This window comes from Curtobacterium sp. USHLN213 (assembly GCF_037144815.1).
Classification (GTDB): domain Bacteria; phylum Actinomycetota; class Actinomycetes; order Actinomycetales; family Microbacteriaceae; genus Curtobacterium.
The window spans coordinates 263987-283527 of record NZ_JBBCYQ010000001.1 but is presented as its reverse complement, the minus strand read 5'-3'; the positions used below and the strand labels follow the sequence as shown (position 1 = coordinate 283527).

Sequence of the window (19541 nt, the reverse complement as noted above, 5' to 3'; positions counted from 1 at the left end):
CCCAGTAGCGCTCGCCCGATCACTTCCCCCGACGGCAACTGACCATCCCCGAGAACGAGGAACGACACCGCATGAGCATGACCCCGGAGCAGGCCACCTGGTTCGCCGACGTCGCAGGCCGCATCGTGACCAACGTCGAGCAGGTGCTCCTCGGGAAGACGTTCGTGATCCGCCTCGCGGTCACGGCGATGCTCAGCGAGGGGCACCTGCTGCTCGAGGACGTCCCCGGCACGGGCAAGACGAGCCTGGCGCGGGCGATGGCCCAGAGCGTGCAGGGCTCGACGAACCGCATCCAGTTCACGCCGGACCTGCTGCCGGGCGACATCACGGGCATCAGCGTCTACGACCAGAAGACCCAGGAGTTCGACTTCCACCGGGGCCCGATCTTCTCGAACATCGTGCTGGCTGACGAGATCAACCGTGCGAGCCCGAAGACCCAGTCGGCCCTGCTCGAGGCGATGGAGGAGTCCGCCGTCACGGTCGACGGCGTGAACCACCGACTCGCGGCGCCGTTCATGGTGATCGCGACCCAGAACCCCGTCGAGCAGGCCGGCACCTACCGCCTGCCGGAAGCCCAGCTCGACCGCTTCCTCATGAAGGCGTCGATCGGGTACCCGGACCACGCCGCGACGGTGAAGATCCTCGAGACGTCGTCGGCGCCGTCGAGTTCGGTGCCGCTCGCGAGTGTCGTGCCCGCGGCGACGATCACCGAGATGGCGACGCTGGCGCGCTCGGTCCACGTCGACCCGGTGATCGCCGACTACGTGGCCCGACTGGTCGACGCGACCCGCTCGGCGAGCGAGGTCCGGCTCGGCGTCAGCGTCCGCGGTGCGATGGGCCTCATGCGCGCCTCCCGCGTCTTCGCGGCGTTGGCCGGTCGCCACTACGTCACGCCGGACGACGTGAAGGCACTCGCGGTGCCGATCCTCGCGCACCGCCTGGTCCTCGACGCCGAGGCGGAGTTCGACGGCGTCAGCGCCACGAGCGTCATCGCACAGCTGCTGGTCGAGACCCCGCCGCCGGCGGACCGGGCCGGGTCGTGACCGACCGCCGGCCCGTCTCGACGCGCTCGCGCCGTCCGTCCTCGACGCGGTCGCGTCGCGGCTCGACGGCCTACGAGCGCACCGGGACGGTCGCCGGCCTCACGAACGTCCGGACGCGCCTGGTGGGCGACCGGGACGGCGTGGCAGCGGACGCGGTCGTCGGTCTCGCCAGGGCCTGGTCGACGGCCTGGAGGCTCGTCAAGCGTGGGTGGGCAGAGGTCTCGTCCGTGGTCACCGGCCTCGGGTGGACGGTCGCGGCGCTCACGCTGGTCGCGTTCGTGCTCGGCTACCGGTTCGGCCTGCGCGAGGTCGTCGTCGTGGGCTTCGCGGGGGCGCTCCTCGTGGTCGTCGCTGCGGTCGCGCTCATCGGTCGTTCGCGGCTCGTGATCCGGATGCGCCTGCCGCAGCACCGGGTGGCGGTGGGCGATGCCGCCGGCGTGGTGGTCACGGCGGAGAACCCGGTGCGGTTCCCCTCGGTCCCGACGACGGTCGAGGTGCCGGTCGGGTCCGGGCTGGTGGACGTGGCGATCCCGTCGATCGGCCCGCGCGGCACGTTCGAGCGCGAGGTCCCGGTGCCGACGGTCCGGCGCGGCGTGCTCGACGTCGGTCCGGTGACCGGTGTGCGAGCGGACCCGGTCGGCCTGGTCCGGCGCGAGATCGTCTGGACGGCCCGGGAGCAGGTCATCGTGCACCCGCGGACGATCGCGATCCCGTCGACGAGCACCGGCCTGGTGCGGGACCTCGAGGGGCAGGCGACGACCGACCTGTCGCCGTCCGACATCGCCTTCCACGCCATCCGGGAGTACATGCCCGGTGACGACCCCCGCACGATCCACTGGAAGTCCACGGCGAAGTCCGGTGCGCTGATGGTGCGCCAGTTCGAGGACACCCGCCGGTCGCACCTCGTGGTCGCCCTCGGCCTCTCGCGTGCCGAGTTCGCCGACGACGAGGAGTTCGAGCTCGCGGTGAGCGCAGCGGCGTCGCTCGGCGCACGCGCGATCCGCGACGGCCGCGAGGTCACCGTGGTGGTGTCGGAGCGGACGCCGGAGTTCGCCAAGCGCCCCGTGTACGCCGTGCACCCGCTGCCCACCGTGACGCCCACCCGCCTGCTCGACGACTTCGCGTCCGTCGGACTCGCCGACGCCTGCCTGCCGATCGCCGAGGTCGCGCGCATCGTCGGCACCGACACCGCGGGCATCTCCGTGGCCTTCATGGTGGTCGGCTCGACGGTCGAGTTGCCGGCGCTGCGATTGGCCGCGACGCGGTTCCCGGTCGGCGTCGAGGTCGTCGCGGTGATCTGCGAGCCCGAGGCCCAGCCCCGGTTCCTGCGTGTGGCGGGCCTGACGGTGATGACGATCGGCTACCTCGACGACCTCCGCCACGCGCTGCACCGATCGGCGTCGGCCGCATGAGCGTCGCAGCGGGCCCGGACACCCGGGCACGGAAGACGGTCCGGCGCGATGCCCGGCGTGTCGCTCGCCGCCTCTCGCCCTTCCGGCTGGTGGGTGGCACGCTCGCGGTGTGGCTGGTCCTCGCCGTCGCGAGCGTCGCCTGGTGGCCGGTCTACCGGGACGACGCGATGATCGTCGCCGCCGTCACCGCGGTGGTGTTCGGCACGCTCGTCGCGCTCCTGGGCACGGTGTTCCGGCTGCCCACCGCGGTCGTCGCCGTCGCCACGGTCGCAGCGTTCGCGCTCACCGGCGTGCCGGCAGCGGTGCCGGGCGAGGCGAACGGGATCCTGCCGACCGGCCAGGGACTCGTCGACCTGTTCGCCGGCGTCGCCCTCGGCTGGAAGCAGTTGGTGACCATCAGCCTGCCGGTCGGCTCCTACGAGTCGTTGCTCGTGCCGTACTTCGCGACGTTGCTCGTCGCCACGGTGACCGGCGTGAGCGTGGCGACCCGCGCCTCCAGGCAGGAACTCGCCAGCATCCCGGCGCTGGTGGTCTTCGCGGCCGGTGTGGTCGTCGGACCCGGTCGGCTCGACACGTCGATCGTGACGGCCGTCGCGCTCACCGGGATCGCGCTGGTGTGGGCGCTGACGGTGCGGCACGCACGGCGTGCCGTGGCCGTCGCGACGACCATCGGGTCCCGCGTGCCGGTGGCGCGTTCGGTGATCCGGCCGGCGCTCGTCGGGACTGGGACCATCGTCGCCGCGGCGGTCGTCGCGACCGGACTGGGGCTCGTCGCTCCGCCGTCCGTCGGCCGGACCGTCGCCCGGACCGACGTGGTGAAGCCGTTCGACCCGCGGGACTACGTCAGTCCGCTCAGCGGCTTCCGCGCCTACGAGGAGGACACCGAGTCGAACACGCCGCAGCTCACGGTCACGGGGCTGCCGGAGAACGGGTTCGTCCGGATCGCGACGCTCGACACCTACGACGGGGTCGTCTACCGCGTCGGTGGGTCGGACGGATCGACGGCGTCCGGGACCTTCGAGCGCGTCCCGACCTCGGTCGACGTCCGGGGCGTCGAGGGGACGACCGTGCGCGTCGGTGTCCGGGTCGACGGGTACAGCGGGGTGTGGCTGCCGACGGTGGGCGACCTCGAACGGGTCGAGTTCACCGGGTCCGAGGCCGAGCAGGAGCGCGGCGCGTTCTTCTACAACGGCTCCACCGCGACCGGAGCGGTCGTCGGTGGCGTCGGTGACGGCACCCGATACGACCTGACCGCCGTCGTGCCGGACCAACCGACGGACGAGCAGCTCGCGTCCGCACGCCCGGGGAGCGCCTCGGTGCCGACGCCGCGGTCGGTCCCCGACGCGGTGCGGGACACCGTGGACGCCTACTCCGGCGATGCCGACACCGACGGTGCGAAGCTCGTGGCGATGGTGCAGGCGCTCAAGCGCAACGGGTACGTCAGCCACGGCGTCGGCGACGACCGAGCGAGTCGTTCCGGGCACGGTGCCGATCGCATCCAGGAACTCCTGACGTCGCCGCTGATGATCGGCGACCAGGAGCAGTACGCCGCCGCGGCGGCGCTGATGGCGGACCAGCTCGGCTTCCCGGCGCGCGTGGTCATGGGGTTCACCGCCGGCGGCGACGCAGGCGGCGGAGCGGGCCGGAGCGCGACCTCGGGCGGGACGACGACGTTCCGCGGGTCCGACGTCACCGCGCGGGTGGAGGTCGACACGGCGCAGTGGGGGTGGGTCATGATCGACCCGAACCCCGCCGTCCGTGAGATCCCGGACGAGCAGCAGCAGACGCCGCAGCCGGTCACGCGCCCGGAGACGGTCGTGCCGCCGCCCCCGGCGGAGCAGCAGGACCAGTCGCAGCAGGCGCCGCCGCAGAGCGACCGCAACACGCCGCCGGTGCAGCCGCTCTGGTTGCAGATCCTGCTCGCCGTGCTGCCGTGGGCGCTCGGGGTGCTGGGGCTCGCCGCGCTCGTGCTGCTGCCGTTCGGCATCATCGTGCTGCTCAAGCGGATCCGTCGCCGTCGCCGTCGCCGTGCCCCGACGCCACGCGCCCGGATCGTCGGGGCGTGGGACGAGTACCGCGACGCCCTGGTCGACCGGGGTCACGACGTCGCGCGGGCGGCGACCCGCCGCGAGGCCGTCGTGGGAGCTCCGGGGGAGGGTGGCACCGGACTCGCGGCGTTGGCCGACCGGTCCGTCTTCGGGCCGAGCGAGGCCGACGGCACCGCTGCCGACCGGATGTGGTCGGCGACGGACGACGCGATCACGAGCCTGCGGGCCGGTCGGACCCGCAAGGAACGGATCCGCGCGGCGGTGTCGCTGCGCTCGCTCCGCGTCGTCGACGCCTCGCGGTCTGCGCGGGCATCGGTCGCCTCCGCGGTGACCGCCCGGGGCCGACGCTCCACAGGTGGCCAGGGAGCCGCTGGGGGGCGCGACTACGATGGCGTGCAGGCCGGCGAGCGTCGTGGACGGCCGAGTGAGGACAGGCGGAACACGTGATCAGATGCGAACACTGCGGATCGACGCTCCCGGACGGAGCCATCTTCTGCGGTGAGTGCGGACGCGCCGTGACCGCTGCGGCGAGTCGGCGCCCGGTCGCGACGCCCCCCGTCGAGCAGGCACCGCCGCCGCCGCTCCGGCAGCCGGAGCTGCACGGACGCCGTCAGGACCCCGCGGCTGAGGCCTGGCTGCCCGAATCGACCCTCGACCCCGCGACCCGTGCCTGGCTGACGGGTGCGGACCGTGGTGGCGAGCAGCAGCCGGCGGCCGTGCCGGTCGAGCGTCCCGACGACTTCACGCCCCGGACGGCACCGAGCCACGTGCACGGGAGCGGTTCCGGGCTGACCGACTGGTCCGGGCAGCAGCCGGGCGGGGTCGGCCCGTCGGAGCCCGCCCGTCCGTCGGAGCCGTCGGAGCCCTCGCAGCCCGGCGAGCCGATCGCTCCGCGTGCGCCGGAGGTGCCGTTCACCCCGCAGCCGCCCGAGCCGCCGCTCGACCCGGACGCGTACCCGTCCGACGCCGACGCGGCGGACCCGAACGCCGTCTCGGCCTCCGCTTCGCCAGAGGGGGAGGACCCCGAGGTCACCCGCATCGCCGAGCGCCCAGCTGCCCAGCGCTGGGCACCGCCAGCAGAGCAGGCCGCTGCAACGGCGCCGTCCGGGCCCTCGTGGTGGGTCGGACGATCCACGGCCGCCAACGACTCCGCTGCGGACGCCGCGGACGCGACTCCCGGCACCGCCGGTGCCCCGGACGCGGTCGTCTCTCCGCCGCAGCCCGGTGACACCGCGGTCGTCGAGCCCTTGGTCGACCGACGCCCGCCGCGCCCGGCGCCGCTGGTCACTCCGGGCTCGCAGGCGACGACGTGCCACGTGTGCGGGCACCGTCTCGAGCCCGACGACATCTTCTGTGCCGAGTGCGGCGCCGTGCGGCCCGCCGTGACCGCGGCGTTCACCGGACCCATCGTGCCGCTCCCGATGGACCGACCCGACTGGGCGGCGGACGACGCCGCCGAGACTCCCGACGAAGCGGTTGACGCTCCGGACGACGCGGCGGACGCTCCGGACGACGAGCTCACCGACGACGACGTCGCCGAGGTGTCGGACGACGCTGCTCCGGACGTCGTGCGTGACGGCGATGCGCTGCCGGAGCCTGCGGTCGCCGACGACGGCGACGGGGGCTCCGCCGGTGTCCTCCCCTCGTGGGTGAACGGTGGCGGCGACGGTGCGCCCGCCGGCGACACCCCGCTCCGACCGCGCGGTCTGCACGCGGCCCCGGAGCCCGAGTCACCAGCCGTCGGCACACCCTTCGTCCCGCCCGCTCCCGGTTCCGCGACCGTCCCGTCCTCCGCACCCTCCGCGCAGGACAGCGGCGCGATCGGAGTACCGATGGCCGCGCCGCTGCCGCCGCTGCCCGGGGCGGACGACGCCGCGCGCCCGGCACCGTCGGTGATCGACGCTCCGACGAGCGCCGACGGCGACCTCGAGGACGACGTCGACGAGACCCGCATCGTCTCCGCGACCCCGACCCATGCGCCCTTCGTGCTGCACTTCAGCACCGGGGAGCGCTTCGGCGTGCACGGCACCGGCCTCGTCGGGCGACTCCCGCGCCCCCAGCCCGGAGAGCGGTTCGACGACCTGCTGACCGTCCACGACCCGGGCAAGTCCGTGTCGAAGACCCACCTCGAGCTGGGGCGCGACGGCGACGACATGTGGGTGTCCGACCGGTTCTCGGGCAACGGGACCGTCGTCCGGCACATCGACGGGTCGATCCGTCGCTGCGAGCCGGGCCGCCGGTACCGAGTCGAGCGCGGCGCGCGGGTGGACATCGGGGAGCAGTTCTTCCTCGTGCAGTGACGGCGGGGGAGTCCTCCACAGCGGTGTGACCGTCAGCGCTCTCCACAGTTCGGTGGCTGAGCGTCGGTGGCCCCGGGGTCGTGTGGTGCGCTGGAGGTATGACCGCCTTCACCGCCCGCTGCACCCTGGTCGGCGCAGCGGTGGTGCTGCTCGTGGTGGGGCTCGTCGTGCCGGTCGAGTGGCCGTCGCGCGCCGTGCTCCTCGCAGCGGCGGGGTGTTGCGCGGTGCTCGACGTCCTCGTGGTCCGCGCGACCAGGGTCCGTCGCTCCCGCGGCGCCGAGTGCGGGGCGGACGTGGCGGACATGGCGGTCCGGGTGCCGCCGTCGTCCGGACAGCCGGGGGCCGAGGACGAGACCGTCGGGACGGGGACGCACCGGCGGCCCATCGTCCTCGGCACGGCGTCGAACGGCCGCGAGCTCTCCGTCGACGACCGGTCGCGGCCCCACATCGTCGTGATCGGGTCCGGCATGCTCGCGCTGGCGGTGTTCCGGGCCGTCGCGGCACAGGTCCGCGCCGCGGCCGGTCCGGACGACGAGGTCCGAGCCGCGTGCGGTCCCGAAGCGAGCGCGGTGGTGGCTGCGGGGGCCGATCACTGCCCGGCGATGCCCTCCGGCACGGCCGCGGTCGTGGTCGACCGCCCGGCCCGCGCAGGGAGCCCGAACGGCCCAGCCCACGCAGCGAACCCCGAGCGCCCGCACCGGGCGTGCCCGCCGACCCGCACGACCGTGGTCCTCGTACCCGGCCTCAGCGTCCTGCCCCGGCACTGGGACGTCGCCGTCGAGGTCACCCGCCACGGATGCACCGTCCGACACCCGCACGAACGGCGGGGTACTCCCGTAGCACCGGCGCTGCCGCAACTGCAGGACGAACCCGGATGACCCCGGCACAGGGCCACCTCGCGAACCCGCCCTCAGCGCAGCCCGGACCCAGCCCGCAGCGTCCCCACCGGCACCCCGCCGCCGAGCACCTGCTCGCCCGTGGCAGCCATGACGTCCGCGACCCCCGCCGCGTCCACGATGCCGTTGCGCTCGAGCAGCGTGAGGGCCGCGAGCGTCCCGGACCGCTGCGCGCCGTCGAGGGTCTTGACCGCGACCGCTGCACCACCGGGCAGCCCCATCACCATGACGCCCTCGGCGCCGAGCTTCGCCAGCACCCGGAGTCGCTCGATCGTCACCGTGTTCGCCCGTCCGATGCCGTCGATGGCCCACGGGTGGTCGAGCACCGCGTCGGTGAGCGCTGCCGTGTCGGACTCGGCCCGCGCGACGACACCGGCGAAGCCCCGGGCGAGTCCGGCAAGCGTCAGGGGGAACACCGGGGCCCCGCACCCGTCGGTCCCGACGACGTCGACGGTCTCGTGGGTGAACTCCTCGACGGTCTCGCGGACGCGCTGCTGCAGCGGGTGCGCCATCTCGAGGTAGGTCTCCTCGTCCCAGCCGTTCACCCGGCACGCCGCGAGCATGCCCGCGTGCTTGCCGGAGCAGTTCATCGCGAGGCGCCTCGGCTCGGTCATGGTCCGGGCGGTGGCGCGGTCGAACGGCATGTCCGGCGGGCAGCCGAGGTCCGACTCGACGTGGTCGTACGACTCGAGCATGTGCAGCGCGATGGCCTGGTGCGCGGGGGTGCCGGCGTGGCTCGCGGTGGTGAGGACGAGCTCCTCGTCGGAGAACACGGCTCCGGCACGGCGGACCGCGAGCGCCTGGAAGGGCTTCATCGTGGAGCGGGGGTAGACGCTGGCCTGCACGTCACCGACGGCGTCGATCACGGTGCCGTCCGCGGCGACGACGACCCCGGCACCGATGTGTCGGCTCTCGTCGAACCCGTTGCGGTCGAGGACCGCCAGTTCGACCGACCCCTCGGCGGTGAGAGGATGGCGGTCAGTGTGGACGTCGGAGAGCACCGTCATGCCGCAATCGTACTGATCTTCGAGGAGCCCACCGTGTCCGACCACTCCTACGAGGTCTCCGTCCACTGGACCGGCGACCGCGGCACCGGAACGAGCGGCTACCGCGACTACGGGCGCGACCACGACGTCCGCGCCGCGGGCAAGCACGGCATCGAGGGCTCCGCCGACCCGACGTTCCGCGGGGACCGCGACCGCTGGAACCCCGAGGAGCTCGTCGTCGCGTCCCTCGCCCAGTGCCACATGCTGAGCTACCTCCACGTCGCCGTGACCGAGGGCTTCACCGTCGTCGACTACGAGGACCGCGCCACGGCCAGCCTCAACCTCAACCGCGACGGCTCCGGGGAGCTCACCGAGGCGACGCTGCACCCGGTGGTCACCATCCTCGAGGCGGACCGCGTCGCCGACGCCGAGGCCGCCCACGCCACCGCGAACAGCCTCTGCTTCATCGCACGCTCGGTGGCCTTTCCTGTGCACCACGTCCCGCACACCAAGGTCCGTGCGGCAGACTAGGTCCTCGTGAAGCGTCTGCGTCTCCTCCCGATCGCCCTCGTCCCCGCCGTCGTGCTGGGACTCGCCGCGTGCTCCGGATCCGGGTCGAGCGACTCGACCGCCACCCCGAGTGCGTCGTCGAGCGCGACCGCCGCGGCGATCACGTCCTGCCCCGACCCGGGTTCGGCGTCGAAGGCGATCACGGTGTCCGGTGCGTTCGGCGGCAGCACGGCACCGACGGTGAAGTTCACGGGCGGCCTCACCGCGAGCAAGCCCCAGGCGAGCACGGTCGTGCGCGGCAAGGGTGCCTCGCTGGACGAGGGCGACTACGCGCAGGTCTCGTACAGCGTGTACCAGGCGTCGGACGCGAAGAAGCTCGGCACGGTCGGCTTCGACCAGGGCAACCCGCAGGTCCTCTCGGTGGGCGGTTCGGGCTTCGGCGCCCTCCTGGCGTGCTCGAAGGTCGGTGACCGCATCGCGGCGGTCGGTCAGTCGTCGGCGCTCGGCTTCAACACCGGCGGCGAGATCGTCGTCGTCGCCGACGTCGTGGCGCAGACCCCGACGAAGGCCACCGGGAAGGCCCAGCAGCAGGACCCGAAGCTCCCGACCGTGCAGGACAAGGCGGACGGCGAGCCGGAGATCACGATCCCCAAGGGCGTCGCGGCACCGTCGAAGACCACGCCCGAGGTCATCAAGCAGGGCACCGGCGACGTCATCGCCGACGGCGACACCGCGCTCGTGCAGTACAAGGGCGTCGTCTACGACACCGGCAAGGAGTTCGACTCCTCGTGGTCGAAGGGCGTCCCGACGACCTTCACCATCTCCGAGGGCTCGCTCATCAAGGGCTTCGTGACCGGTCTCGTCGGCCAGAAGGTCGGCTCGCAGGTCCTCATCGTCGTCACGCCGGAGGACGGCTACGGCGCGAACCCGCAGGAGGGCTCGGGCATCCCGAAGAACGCCACGCTCGTCTTCGTCGTCGACATCCTCGCCAAGGGCTGACCGTGCGCCAGAAGCGGCGCATCGCGATCCTGGGCAGCACCGGCTCGATCGGCACCCAGGCACTCGACGTCGTCGCCCGCAACCCCGACCGCTTCGAGGTCGTCGGCCTCACCGCCGGCAGCAACCGCGCCGTGGTCGCCGAGCAGGCCGAACGCTTCGGCGTCCGTGACACCGCCTTCGGCGCCGCGGACACCGAACGCCTGGTCCGCAGCGTCGAGGCCGACGTCGTCCTCAACGGCATCACCGGGTCGGTCGGCCTCGGCCCCACCCTGGCCGCGCTCGAGTCCGGCGCCACGCTGGCGTTGGCGAACAAGGAGAGCCTCATCGTGGGCGGCCCGCTCGTGCAGGCCGCCGCGGCACCCGGCCAGATCGTCCCGGTCGACAGCGAGCACTCCGCCATCGCCCAGGCGCTCCGCTCCGGCACGACGGACGAGGTCCGCCGGCTCGTGCTCACCGCGAGCGGCGGCCCGTTCCGCGGGCGATCGCGCGCGGACCTCACGGACGTCACCCCGGCCGAGGCGCTCGCGCACCCGACGTGGGACATGGGCCTCGTGGTCACGACGAACTCCGCGACGCTCGTCAACAAGGGGCTCGAGGTCATCGAGGCCCACCTGCTCTTCGGCGTCCCCTACGACCGCATCGACGTGACGGTGCACGCGCAGTCGATCGTGCACTCGATGGTCGAGTTCGTCGACGGCTCGACGATCGCACAGGCGTCGCCGCCGGACATGCGGCTGCCCATCGCCCTCGGTCTCGCGTGGCCCGACCGGGTCCCGGGCGTCGGGGTGCCGCTCGACTGGACGTCGGCGAGCACCTGGACGTTCGAGCCCCTCGACGACGAGGCCTTCGGTGCGGTCGCCCTCGCGAAGCGCGTCGGGCAGCTCGGGGGGACGTTCCCGGCCGTGTTCAACGCGGCGAACGAGCAGGCCGTGGCCGCGTTCCACGCGGGAGCGATCGGGTTCCTCGACATCGTCGACACGGTCGAGCGCGTGGTCGACGAGCACACGGCGGGGGAGCCCTCCCTCGAGGGCGTGCTGGCAGCGGAGCGCTGGGCGCGCACCGCGGCCGACCGCATGCTCTCCCGCTGAGGCGAGTCGCGCCTCCCGTCCGTCAGCACGGCTGCGGGAGCAGACGGACCGGGCGGTCCAGGAGGCGCGGCGCACCTCCCAGGGTGCGCTCGGCTCGGTCATGGGAACCGTCCCGTACCCTTTCCCGGTGACCGTCGAAACCGTCCTGCTCTTCGTCCTCGGCGTGGTCGTCTTCATCATCGGCCTGCTGGTCTCGATCGGACTCCACGAGCTGGGGCACCTGTCCTTCGCGAAGCTGTTCAACGTCAAGGTGACCCAGTACTCGCTGGGCTTCGGCAAGGCGATCTGGTCGTTCAGGCGGGGCGAGACCGAGTACGGCATCCGCCCGATCCTGCTCGGCGGCTACATCTCGATGGTCGGCATGCTCAAGCCGCGGGCGTCCGGGCGACCGAGTGCGATCACGAACACGGGCATGTACGGCGCCTTCGTGCAGGACGCACGGCAGGCGAGCGCCGAGCAGATCGCGGACTCCGGCGGCGACGACTCGCGTGCGTTCTACCGGTTGACCCCGTGGAAGCGGATCATCGTGATGGTCGCTGGTCCGGCGATGAACCTCGTGATCGGCATCGTGCTGTTCGGGGTGCTCCTCGTCGGGTTCGGTGCGCCGACGACCACGTTCACGTCGAGCGTCGACTGCGTGCTGCCGACGAGCCAGGCGACGACGTGCACCTCCGGGGACGCCGTCTCGCCGGCGAAGCAGGCCGGCATCCGGTCGGGCGACGTCGTGCTCTCGGTCGACGGGAAGGAGGACCCGACGATCGCCCAGGTCTCCGAGGTCTTCCAGCGGTCCGCCGGCGAGGACGTCACCGTCGTGGTGTCCCGCGACGGCGCCGAGAAGACGCTGCACATCACGCCGACGACCGCCACGCGGGACGTCTACACCGCCGACGGCACGGTCGCGAAGAACGACGACGGCAGCACGAAGACGCAGCAGGTCGGCGTCGTCGGCGTGAGCATCGGCCAGTCGCTCGTGCGGCAGTCGCCGGCCGCGGTGCTGCCGGCCACCGGGGCGCAGATCTCGGCGTCGGCGCACCTCATCATCGACCTGCCGCAGCGGCTCGTCGCGGTGTGGAACGCGGCGTTCGGCTCGCAGGAGCGGTCGCAGGACAGCCCGGTGTCGGTCGTCGGCGTCGGCCGCGCGATCGGCGAGGTCTCGTCGATGAGCGGCGTGCCGGTGGTCGACAAGGCGTACACGATCCTCGGGCTGCTCGCCTCGCTGAACATCGGCCTGTTCGTCCTGAACATGGTGCCGCTCCTGCCGCTGGACGGCGGCCACATCGCCGGCGCCCTGTGGGAGGCCGTGAAGCGCCGCTCCTTCACGCTGGTCGGCAAGGCGGACCCGGGGCCGATCGACCTCGCGAAGACGATGCCGCTGACGATGGTCGTCGTGGTCCTGCTCGCCGGCATGAGCGCCCTGCTCATCTACGCCGACATCGTGCGCCCCGTGAACCTGTTCGGGTAGCGACGAGGTCTCGGCCGCGCACTACGCTTTCGCACATGAGCACAGCTCCGGAAGTCCGCACGGTCGAGCGGCAGGGCACCGACGTCATCGCCGAGTCCGACCGGAAGGGACGTCCGAGGGACCTCTTCTGGCCGTGGTTCGCCGCGAACATCTCGGTGCTCGGCCTGTCGTACGGCTCGTTCGTCCTCGGGTTCGGCATCTCCTTCTGGCAGGCCACGATCGTCTCCGTCATCGGGGTCGCGTTCTCGTTCCTGCTGTGCGGGATCGTCGCCATCGCCGGCAAACGGGGCTCGGCACCGACGATGGTGCTCGGCCGCGCGGCGTTCGGCGTCCGGGGGAACCGGCTGCCGGCGTTCCTCAGCTGGATCCTCACCGTCGGGTGGGAGACCGCGCTCGCGTCGGCGGCGGTCCTGGCCACGTCGACGGTGTTCCGGGAGCTCGGGTGGGACGGCGGTGTCCTGACGAAGCTCGTCGCACTCGTGGTCGTCGCCGCACTCGTGGTCGGTGCGGGCATCGCCGGGTTCGACGTGATCATGCGACTGCAGACGTGGATCACGGTCATCACCGCGGTTCTGACGATCGTCTACGTGGTGCTCGCGCTGCCCTCGATCGACCTCGGTGCGATCGCCGCGCTGCCGGCCGGGAGCGCCCAGAACGTCGTCGGCGCCCTCGTGCTCGTGATGACCGGGTTCGGCCTCGGCTGGGTGAACGCCGCCGCGGACTACTCGCGCTACCTGCCACGGTCGGCCTCGACCCGCGGGGTCGTCTGGTGGACCACGTTCGGCGGGGCGCTCGCGCCGATCGTGCTCGTCGTGCTCGGCGTCCTGCTCGCCGGCTCGTCGAAGGACCTCAACACGGCGATCGCCGCCGACCCGATCGGTGCGCTGACGACCGTGCTGCCGGTGTGGTTCCTCATCCCGTTCGCCCTCGTCGCGGTGCTCGGGCTCGTCGGCGGTGCGGTGCTCGACATCTACAGCTCCGGACTGGCCCTGCTGAGCGCCGGCATCCGCATCCCGAGGCCCGTCGCAGCCGGGGTCGACGGCGTGTTCATGGTGGCGGGCGCCGTCTACGTGGTGTTCTTCGCCGACTCGTTCATCCAGCCGTTCCAGGCGTTCCTCGTGACGCTCGGCGTGCCGATCGCCGCGTGGTGCGGGATCTTCGTCGCCGACGTCGTGATCCGCCGGGCGCCGTACGCCGAGCGGGAGCTCGAGGACCGCCGTGGCCGGTACGGCGACGTGCGCTGGCTCGCCGTCGGCCTCGTCGTCGTGGGGACCGCGCTCGGCTGGGGCCTGGTGACGAACACGTACGGCGTGCCGTCCTGGCTCAACTGGCAGGGGTACCTGCTCGAGCCGTTCGGCCTCGGCGGGCGAACCGGCGCTTGGGCGTACGCGAACCTCGGGGTGCTCGTGGCGCTCGTCGTCGGGTTCCTCGGCACCCTGCTGTTCGCCCGCGGCTCGGTCCGCCAGCAGGAGCAGGCATGAGCGCGGTCGAGGCCGCCGTCGCCGGGGTACCGGAGGACGCGTGGCTCGTCGTCGTCGACATGCAGGAGGTCTTTACGGGCGAGAGCCCCTGGGCCACCGGGCGCTTCGACCACGCCGCCGCCGGGATCGAGCGCCTGCTCCCGCGGTTCACCGGCCGCACGGTGTTCACCCGCTTCGTCGCTCCGGAGCACCCGCGGGGTGCCTGGGTGCCCTACTACCGGGACTGGTCGTTCGCGCTCGTGCCGGATACCGACCCGCTCTGGGACCTGACCGAACCGTTCGCGACGGCCGCGGCGGACCGACGCGACCCCGTCGTCACCGAGACGACCTTCGGCAAGTGGGGGACGCGCCTCCAGGCCGTCACCGGCGACCACCCGCACCTCGTCCTGGTCGGGGTGTCCACCGACTGCTGCGTCCTGTCGACCGCGCTGGCGGCCGCGGACGCCGGCGCGACGGTGACCGTCGTGGCGGACGCGTGCGCCGGCGCGAGCGACGAGGACCACGAGCGCGCCCTCGCGGCGATGCGGCTCTACGCGCCGCTGATCACCGTCGTCTGAGCATCACGCGTGCGCGGGGCTGGGCGTCACCGGGAGCGCGTAGAGTGCACCTCGTGCCTGCAGTGAACCTCGGTCTGCCGAAAGTCCCCGAAACCCTGAGCCCGCGCCGCAAGTCCCGGCAGATCCGGGTCGGCAAGGTGCTCGTGGGCGGCGATGCGCCGGTGTCCGTCCAGTCGATGACCACGACGCCGACGACGAACATCAACGCGACCCTCCAGCAGATCGCCGAGCTCACGGCGTCCGGTTGCGACATCGTCCGCGTGGCGGTGCCGAGCCAGGACGACGCCGACGCGCTGCCGATCATCGCGAAGAAGTCGCAGATCCCGGTCATCGCCGACATCCACTTCCAGCCGAAGTACGTCTTCCAGGCCATCGACGCCGGGTGCGCCGCGGTCCGTGTGAACCCGGGCAACATCCGGAAGTTCGACGACCAGGTCGGCGCCATCGCCAAGGCCGCGAAGGACGCCGGCGTCTCACTCCGCATCGGCGTCAACGCCGGTTCCCTCGAGCCGAGCCTGCTGCAGAAGTACGGCAAGGCCACGCCCGAGGCGCTCGTCGAGTCCGCCGTGTGGGAAGCCTCCCTGTTCGAGGAGCACGACTTCCACGACTTCAAGATCTCGGTCAAGCACAACGACCCGATCGTCATGGTGAAGGCCTACCGGCAGCTCGCAGCGGCGGGGGACTGGCCGCTGCACCTCGGCGTGACCGAGGCCGGCCCTGAGTTCCAGGGCACCATCAAGAGCGCCACGGCGTTCGGCATCCTGCTGGCCGAGGGCATCGGCGACACCATCCGCGTGTCCCTCTCCGCCCCGCCTGCGCAAGAGGTCAAGGTCGGCCTGCAGATCCTGCAGTCACTCAACCTCCGCGAGCGCAAGCTCGAGATCGTCTCGTGCCCCAGCTGCGGCCGGGCCCAGGTCGACGTCTACCAGCTGGCGAACGACGTGACGAAGGGGCTCGAGGGCATGACCGTGCCGCTCCGCGTCGCCGTCATGGGCTGTGTCGTGAACGGCCCGGGCGAGGCGCGTGAGGCCGACCTCGGCGTCGCGTCCGGCAACGGCAAGGGGCAGATCTTCGTCAAGGGCGAGGTCATCAAGACGGTCCCGGAAGCCGAGATCGTCGAGACCTTGATCACCGAGGCGAACCGTCTCGCCGACGAGATGGGGCCGGCGGCCGGCACCGGCAAGCCGCTCGTCGTCACGTCGTAGGCGCGCGCGGGCGCGCGCGGGCGCGCGCAGCGCTTTCGTGAGCAGAAGAGGTCGGGTCGCGCGAACGCACCCGACCTCTTCTGCTCACGAAGTGCCGCACACCGGACCGAACGCAGGACGGGAGGCACGGTGCCAGCCCGCACCGCGCCTCCCGACCGCAGACGCCCGCCGCACCCACTCCCACGCGCCGCTAGGCTTGCCCCGTGGTCACACGGCTTTCGCATCTGTTCCTCCGTACGCTCCGCGACGACCCCTCCGACGCCGAGGTGACGAGCGCGAAGCTCCTCGTCCGCGCCGGCTACGTCCGTCGCCAGTCCCCGGGGATCTTCGCGTGGTTGCCGCTCGGTCTGAAGGTCCGCGCCCGCATCGAGGCGATCATCCGCGACGAGATGGTCGCCGCCGGCGCGCAGGAGGTCCTGCTCCCGGCGCTCCTGCCGCGCGAGCCGTACGAGGCGACGAACCGCTGGACCGAGTACGGCGACGGCATGTTCCGCCTGCAGGACCGCAAGGGCGCCGACTACCTGCTCGCGCCCACGCACGAGGAGATGTTCGCGCTCCTGGTGAAGGACCTGTACGGCTCGTACAAGGACCTCCCCGTCACGCTGTTCCAGATCCAGGACAAGTACCGCGACGAGGCACGCCCCCGCGCCGGACTCCTGCGCGGCCGCGAGTTCACCATGAAGGACGCGTACTCGTTCGACCTCACCGACGAGGGCCTCGAGCGCAGCTACCAGGTCATGCGCGACGCCTACGAGAAGATCTTCGCCCGACTCGGCCTCGAGTACGTCATCGTCAAGGCGGACGCCGGCGCGATGGGCGGGTCGAAGTCCGAGGAGTTCCTGCACCCGATCGGCGTCGGCGAGGACACCTTCGTCCGCAGTGCTGGCGGCTACGCGGCCAACGTCGAGGCCTACGTCACCCCGGTGCCGGACGTCCTGCCGATCGAGGGACAGCCCGAACCCGTGCTCCTGCCCGCGTCGGACACCCCGACGATCGAGACGCTCGTGGCGCACGCGAACGAGATCGCACCGCGCGACGGCGCCCCCTGGACGGCCGCCGACACGCTGAAGAACGTCGTGCTCGCCCTGACGCACCTCGACGGCACGCGCGAGATCGTCGTCGTCGGGCTCCCCGGTGACCGTGACGTCGACCTGAAGCGCGCCGAGGTGGCCTTCGCCCCGGCCGAGGTCGAGCCCGCCGGTGACGACGACTTCCGCAAGCACACGGGCCTGGTCAAGGGCTACATCGGCCCGCAGGTCCTCGGCGCCGAGAGCACGACGGGCATCCGCTACTTCGTCGACCCCCGCGTGGTCGACGGCACCGCGTGGATCACGGGCGCGAACGAGCGCGGCGTGCACGTCTCCGGCCTCGTCGCCGGTCGTGACTTCGTGGCCGACGGCGTCGCCGAGGTGTCCGACGTCCGCGCCGGCGACCCGGCCCCCGACGGCTCCGGTCCGCTCGAGACCGCGCGCGGCATGGAGATCGGCCACGTCTTCCAGCTCGGCCGCAAGTACGCCGAGGCGCTCGGCCTCAAGGTGCAGGACGAGAACGGCAAGCTCGCCACGGTCACGATGGGCTCGTACGGCATCGGCGTGACGCGCATCCTCGCGATCCTTGCCGAAGCGCACAACGACGAGAAGGGCCTCGCCTGGCCGAAGAACGTCGCACCGTTCGACGTGCACGTCGTCGCGACCGGCAAGGACGAGGTCGCCTACGACCTGGCCACGTCGATCGTCGCCGAGCTCGAGGGTGAGCGGTTCGAGGTCCTCTACGACGACCGTCCGAAGGTCTCGCCCGGGGTGAAGCTGCGCGACGCCGAGCTCCTCGGCATGCCGATCGTCGTCGTCGCCGGCCGCGGCGCCGCCGACGGCGTCGTCGAGCTGTGGAACCGGGCGAGCGGCGAACGCCGCGACGTGCCGGTCGCCGAGCTGCTCGAGGCGGTCCGCGCGATCTAGCCGCGCGGGTCCGCATGACGGGAGGGACGGTGCCAGCTGGCACCGTCCCTCCCGTCCGTCGTCCGGCCGGGTCCGCGATCCGCAGTGCGGTAGTCTGGTCGCCGACTTCCGCGCGGTTCCATCCGCGGGAGCGACTCATCTGAATACGGAGGCCCTCGGTGAAGATCGATCTCGCAGTCCTGCGACTCATGGAGCGTGAGCGGGAGATCCCGTTCGACGAACTCGTCCAGATCATCGAACAGGCCATCCTGACGGCGTACCAGAAGCACCGCACCGAGAACGAGGAGCCCGTCGACGCGGACGTCCGCGTCGAGCTCGACCGCAAGTCGGGCGAGGTCTCGGTCTACGTGCCCGAGCGCGATGACGAGGGCACCGTGATCGGCGAGGCCGTCGACCAGCCCAGCGACTTCGGTCGCATCGCCGCGTTCGCCGCCAAGCAGGTCATCAACCAGCGCCTGCGCGACATCGGCGACGACAAGATCCTCGGTGAGTTCCGCGGCAAGGAAGGCGACATCGTCGCGGGCATCGTCCAGCAGGGCCCGAACCCGAAGATGGTGCACGTCGACCTCGGCACGGTCGAGGCGATCCTGCCGCCGGAGGAGCAGGTGCCCGGCGAGGACTACAAGCACGGTGCACGGCTGCGCGTCTACGTGACGAGCGTCGGCCGCGGCATGAAGGGCCCGCAGATCACGGTCTCGCGCACCCACCCCGGCCTGGTCCGCAAGCTGTTCGCGCTCGAGGTCCCGGAGATCGCGTCCGGCGTCGTGGAGATCACCTCCCTCGCGCGCGAGGCCGGCCACCGCACGAAGATCGCCGTCAAGGCGAACGAGCCCGGCGTGAACGCGAAGGGTGCGTGCATCGGCGAGCTCGGTGCCCGCGTCCGCGCCGTGACGACGGAGCTCGGCGCCGAGAAGATCGACATCGTCGACTACTCGTCCGACCTGGCCTCGTTCGTCGCCAGCGCCCTGTCGCCGGCCAAGGTGACGAGTGCCTTCGTGCTCGACGCCTCGACGAAGGCCGTCCGCGCCCTCGTGCCGGACTACCAGCTGTCGCTCGCGATCGGCAAGGAAGGGCAGAACGCCCGCCTCGCCGCGAAGCTCACGGGCGCCCGGATCGACATCCAGCCGGACTCGATCCTGGACGGCGAGGACTGACGGTTTCGCTCGTGGCACGTCCGGTCCGGGCGTGCCGGATCGCGGTCGTCGAGAGGGAGGAGTAAGGTGGTTCCCGTCAGAACATGCATCGGCAGTCGCCGTCGTGCTCCCCGGTCCTCCCTCCTCCGTGTCGTCGCCCTGAGCGACGGTCGTGTCGTGGCGGACCCGAAGGCAGTCATGCCGGGGCGGGGAGCGTGGCTCACCCCGACCGTCGAAGCACATGATCAGGCCGTCAAGCGCAAGGCGTACCGCCGGGCGCTCCGGCTCGATCATGAACCGGACACGTCCGCGGTGCGTGACTACCTCGAAGCGCTCCGGCGCCCCGAACCACAGGCACGCGACCAGGACATGACAGAACAGGCTGAACGGCTTATGGACAACTGATGAGCGGCTCGAAATGAGACCCGTCATCCATTGAGTCCTGCCCCTTGCACGGGGTGGGACC

The 19541-nt window shown here is 72.2% G+C and carries 16 protein-coding genes and 1 pseudogene; 16 read left to right on the top strand and 1 reads right to left on the bottom strand.

What is annotated here, in order from left to right; all coding sequences use genetic code 11:
- Window positions 1-71 precede the first annotated feature (71 nt).
- From WFH25_RS01275 to WFH25_RS01255, 6 genes and pseudogenes are all read left to right on the top strand, one after another.
- On the top strand, window positions 72-1043 hold the full coding sequence (locus tag WFH25_RS01275) for an AAA family ATPase (protein ID WP_070416281.1): 972 nt from the start codon (window positions 72-74) through the stop codon (window positions 1041-1043).
- Entirely contained in the window at window positions 1040-2455 is a 1416-nt protein-coding gene (locus WFH25_RS01270; protein ID WP_336696561.1) for a DUF58 domain-containing protein, read from the top strand. The genes WFH25_RS01275 and WFH25_RS01270 overlap by 4 nt, the downstream gene beginning before the upstream one ends.
- Window positions 2452-4950, top strand: a complete 2499-nt coding sequence (locus WFH25_RS01265; RefSeq protein ID WP_336696560.1) for a transglutaminaseTgpA domain-containing protein — start codon at window positions 2452-2454, stop codon at window positions 4948-4950. The genes WFH25_RS01270 and WFH25_RS01265 overlap by 4 nt, the downstream gene beginning before the upstream one ends.
- Window positions 4947-5015, top strand: a pseudogene (locus tag WFH25_RS19340) (zinc-ribbon domain-containing protein); the annotation flags it as partial. The gene WFH25_RS01265 and the pseudogene WFH25_RS19340, both read left to right, overlap by 4 nt.
- A 3-nt stretch (window positions 5016-5018) precedes the next feature.
- Window positions 5019-6803, top strand: a complete 1785-nt coding sequence (locus tag WFH25_RS01260; RefSeq protein WP_336696559.1) for an FHA domain-containing protein — start codon at window positions 5019-5021, stop codon at window positions 6801-6803.
- A 98-nt stretch (window positions 6804-6901) separates the two neighbouring features.
- Complete coding sequence (locus WFH25_RS01255; protein ID WP_336696558.1) at window positions 6902-7681, top strand: hypothetical protein; 780 nt, start codon at window positions 6902-6904, stop codon at window positions 7679-7681.
- A 32-nt stretch (window positions 7682-7713) separates the two neighbouring features.
- On the opposite strand, the gene WFH25_RS01250 is transcribed toward WFH25_RS01255, so the two are convergent.
- Window positions 7714-8706 (bottom strand): asparaginase, encoded by a 993-nt coding sequence (locus tag WFH25_RS01250; RefSeq protein ID WP_336696557.1) that lies wholly within the window; start codon window positions 8704-8706, stop codon window positions 7714-7716.
- Between the two features lie 33 nt (window positions 8707-8739).
- Here WFH25_RS01250 and WFH25_RS01245 point away from each other — a divergent pair, with 33 nt between their 5' ends.
- The 10 genes from WFH25_RS01245 to WFH25_RS01200 all read left to right on the top strand — a co-directional run bounded on the left by WFH25_RS01245 (window position 8740) and on the right by WFH25_RS01200 (window position 19480).
- On the top strand, window positions 8740-9216 hold the full coding sequence (locus WFH25_RS01245) for an OsmC family protein (RefSeq protein ID WP_070419068.1): 477 nt from the start codon (window positions 8740-8742) through the stop codon (window positions 9214-9216).
- Between the two features lie 6 nt (window positions 9217-9222).
- On the top strand, window positions 9223-10194 hold the full coding sequence (locus tag WFH25_RS01240; protein ID WP_336696556.1) for an FKBP-type peptidyl-prolyl cis-trans isomerase: 972 nt from the start codon (window positions 9223-9225) through the stop codon (window positions 10192-10194).
- Between the two features lie 2 nt (window positions 10195-10196).
- The gene (dxr, locus tag WFH25_RS01235; protein WP_336696555.1) at window positions 10197-11282 is read left to right on the top strand and encodes a 1-deoxy-D-xylulose-5-phosphate reductoisomerase; all 1086 of its coding nucleotides are present in this window, start codon (window positions 10197-10199) and stop codon (window positions 11280-11282) included.
- A 127-nt stretch (window positions 11283-11409) separates the two neighbouring features.
- The gene (locus WFH25_RS01230; protein WP_336696554.1) at window positions 11410-12744 is read left to right on the top strand and encodes a M50 family metallopeptidase; all 1335 of its coding nucleotides are present in this window, start codon (window positions 11410-11412) and stop codon (window positions 12742-12744) included.
- A gap of 35 nt (window positions 12745-12779) precedes the next feature.
- On the top strand, window positions 12780-14225 hold the full coding sequence (locus WFH25_RS01225; protein WP_336696553.1) for a purine-cytosine permease family protein: 1446 nt from the start codon (window positions 12780-12782) through the stop codon (window positions 14223-14225).
- The gene (locus tag WFH25_RS01220) at window positions 14222-14782 is read left to right on the top strand and encodes a cysteine hydrolase family protein (RefSeq protein ID WP_070416272.1); all 561 of its coding nucleotides are present in this window, start codon (window positions 14222-14224) and stop codon (window positions 14780-14782) included. The genes WFH25_RS01225 and WFH25_RS01220 overlap by 4 nt, the downstream gene beginning before the upstream one ends.
- Window positions 14783-14856: 74 nt before the next feature.
- Entirely contained in the window at window positions 14857-15987 is a 1131-nt protein-coding gene (gene ispG / locus WFH25_RS01215) for a flavodoxin-dependent (E)-4-hydroxy-3-methylbut-2-enyl-diphosphate synthase (protein WP_070419067.1), read from the top strand.
- A gap of 203 nt (window positions 15988-16190) precedes the next feature.
- The gene (locus tag WFH25_RS01210) at window positions 16191-17942 is read left to right on the top strand and encodes a proline--tRNA ligase (RefSeq protein WP_336696552.1); all 1752 of its coding nucleotides are present in this window, start codon (window positions 16191-16193) and stop codon (window positions 17940-17942) included.
- 158 nt (window positions 17943-18100) lie between these two features.
- Entirely contained in the window at window positions 18101-19096 is a 996-nt protein-coding gene (nusA, locus tag WFH25_RS01205; RefSeq protein ID WP_070416270.1) for a transcription termination factor NusA, read from the top strand.
- Window positions 19097-19162: 66 nt separating this feature from the next.
- Window positions 19163-19480, top strand: coding sequence for a YlxR family protein (locus WFH25_RS01200; protein WP_083294949.1), 318 nt, complete (start codon window positions 19163-19165; stop codon window positions 19478-19480).
- Window positions 19481-19541 lie beyond the last annotated feature (61 nt).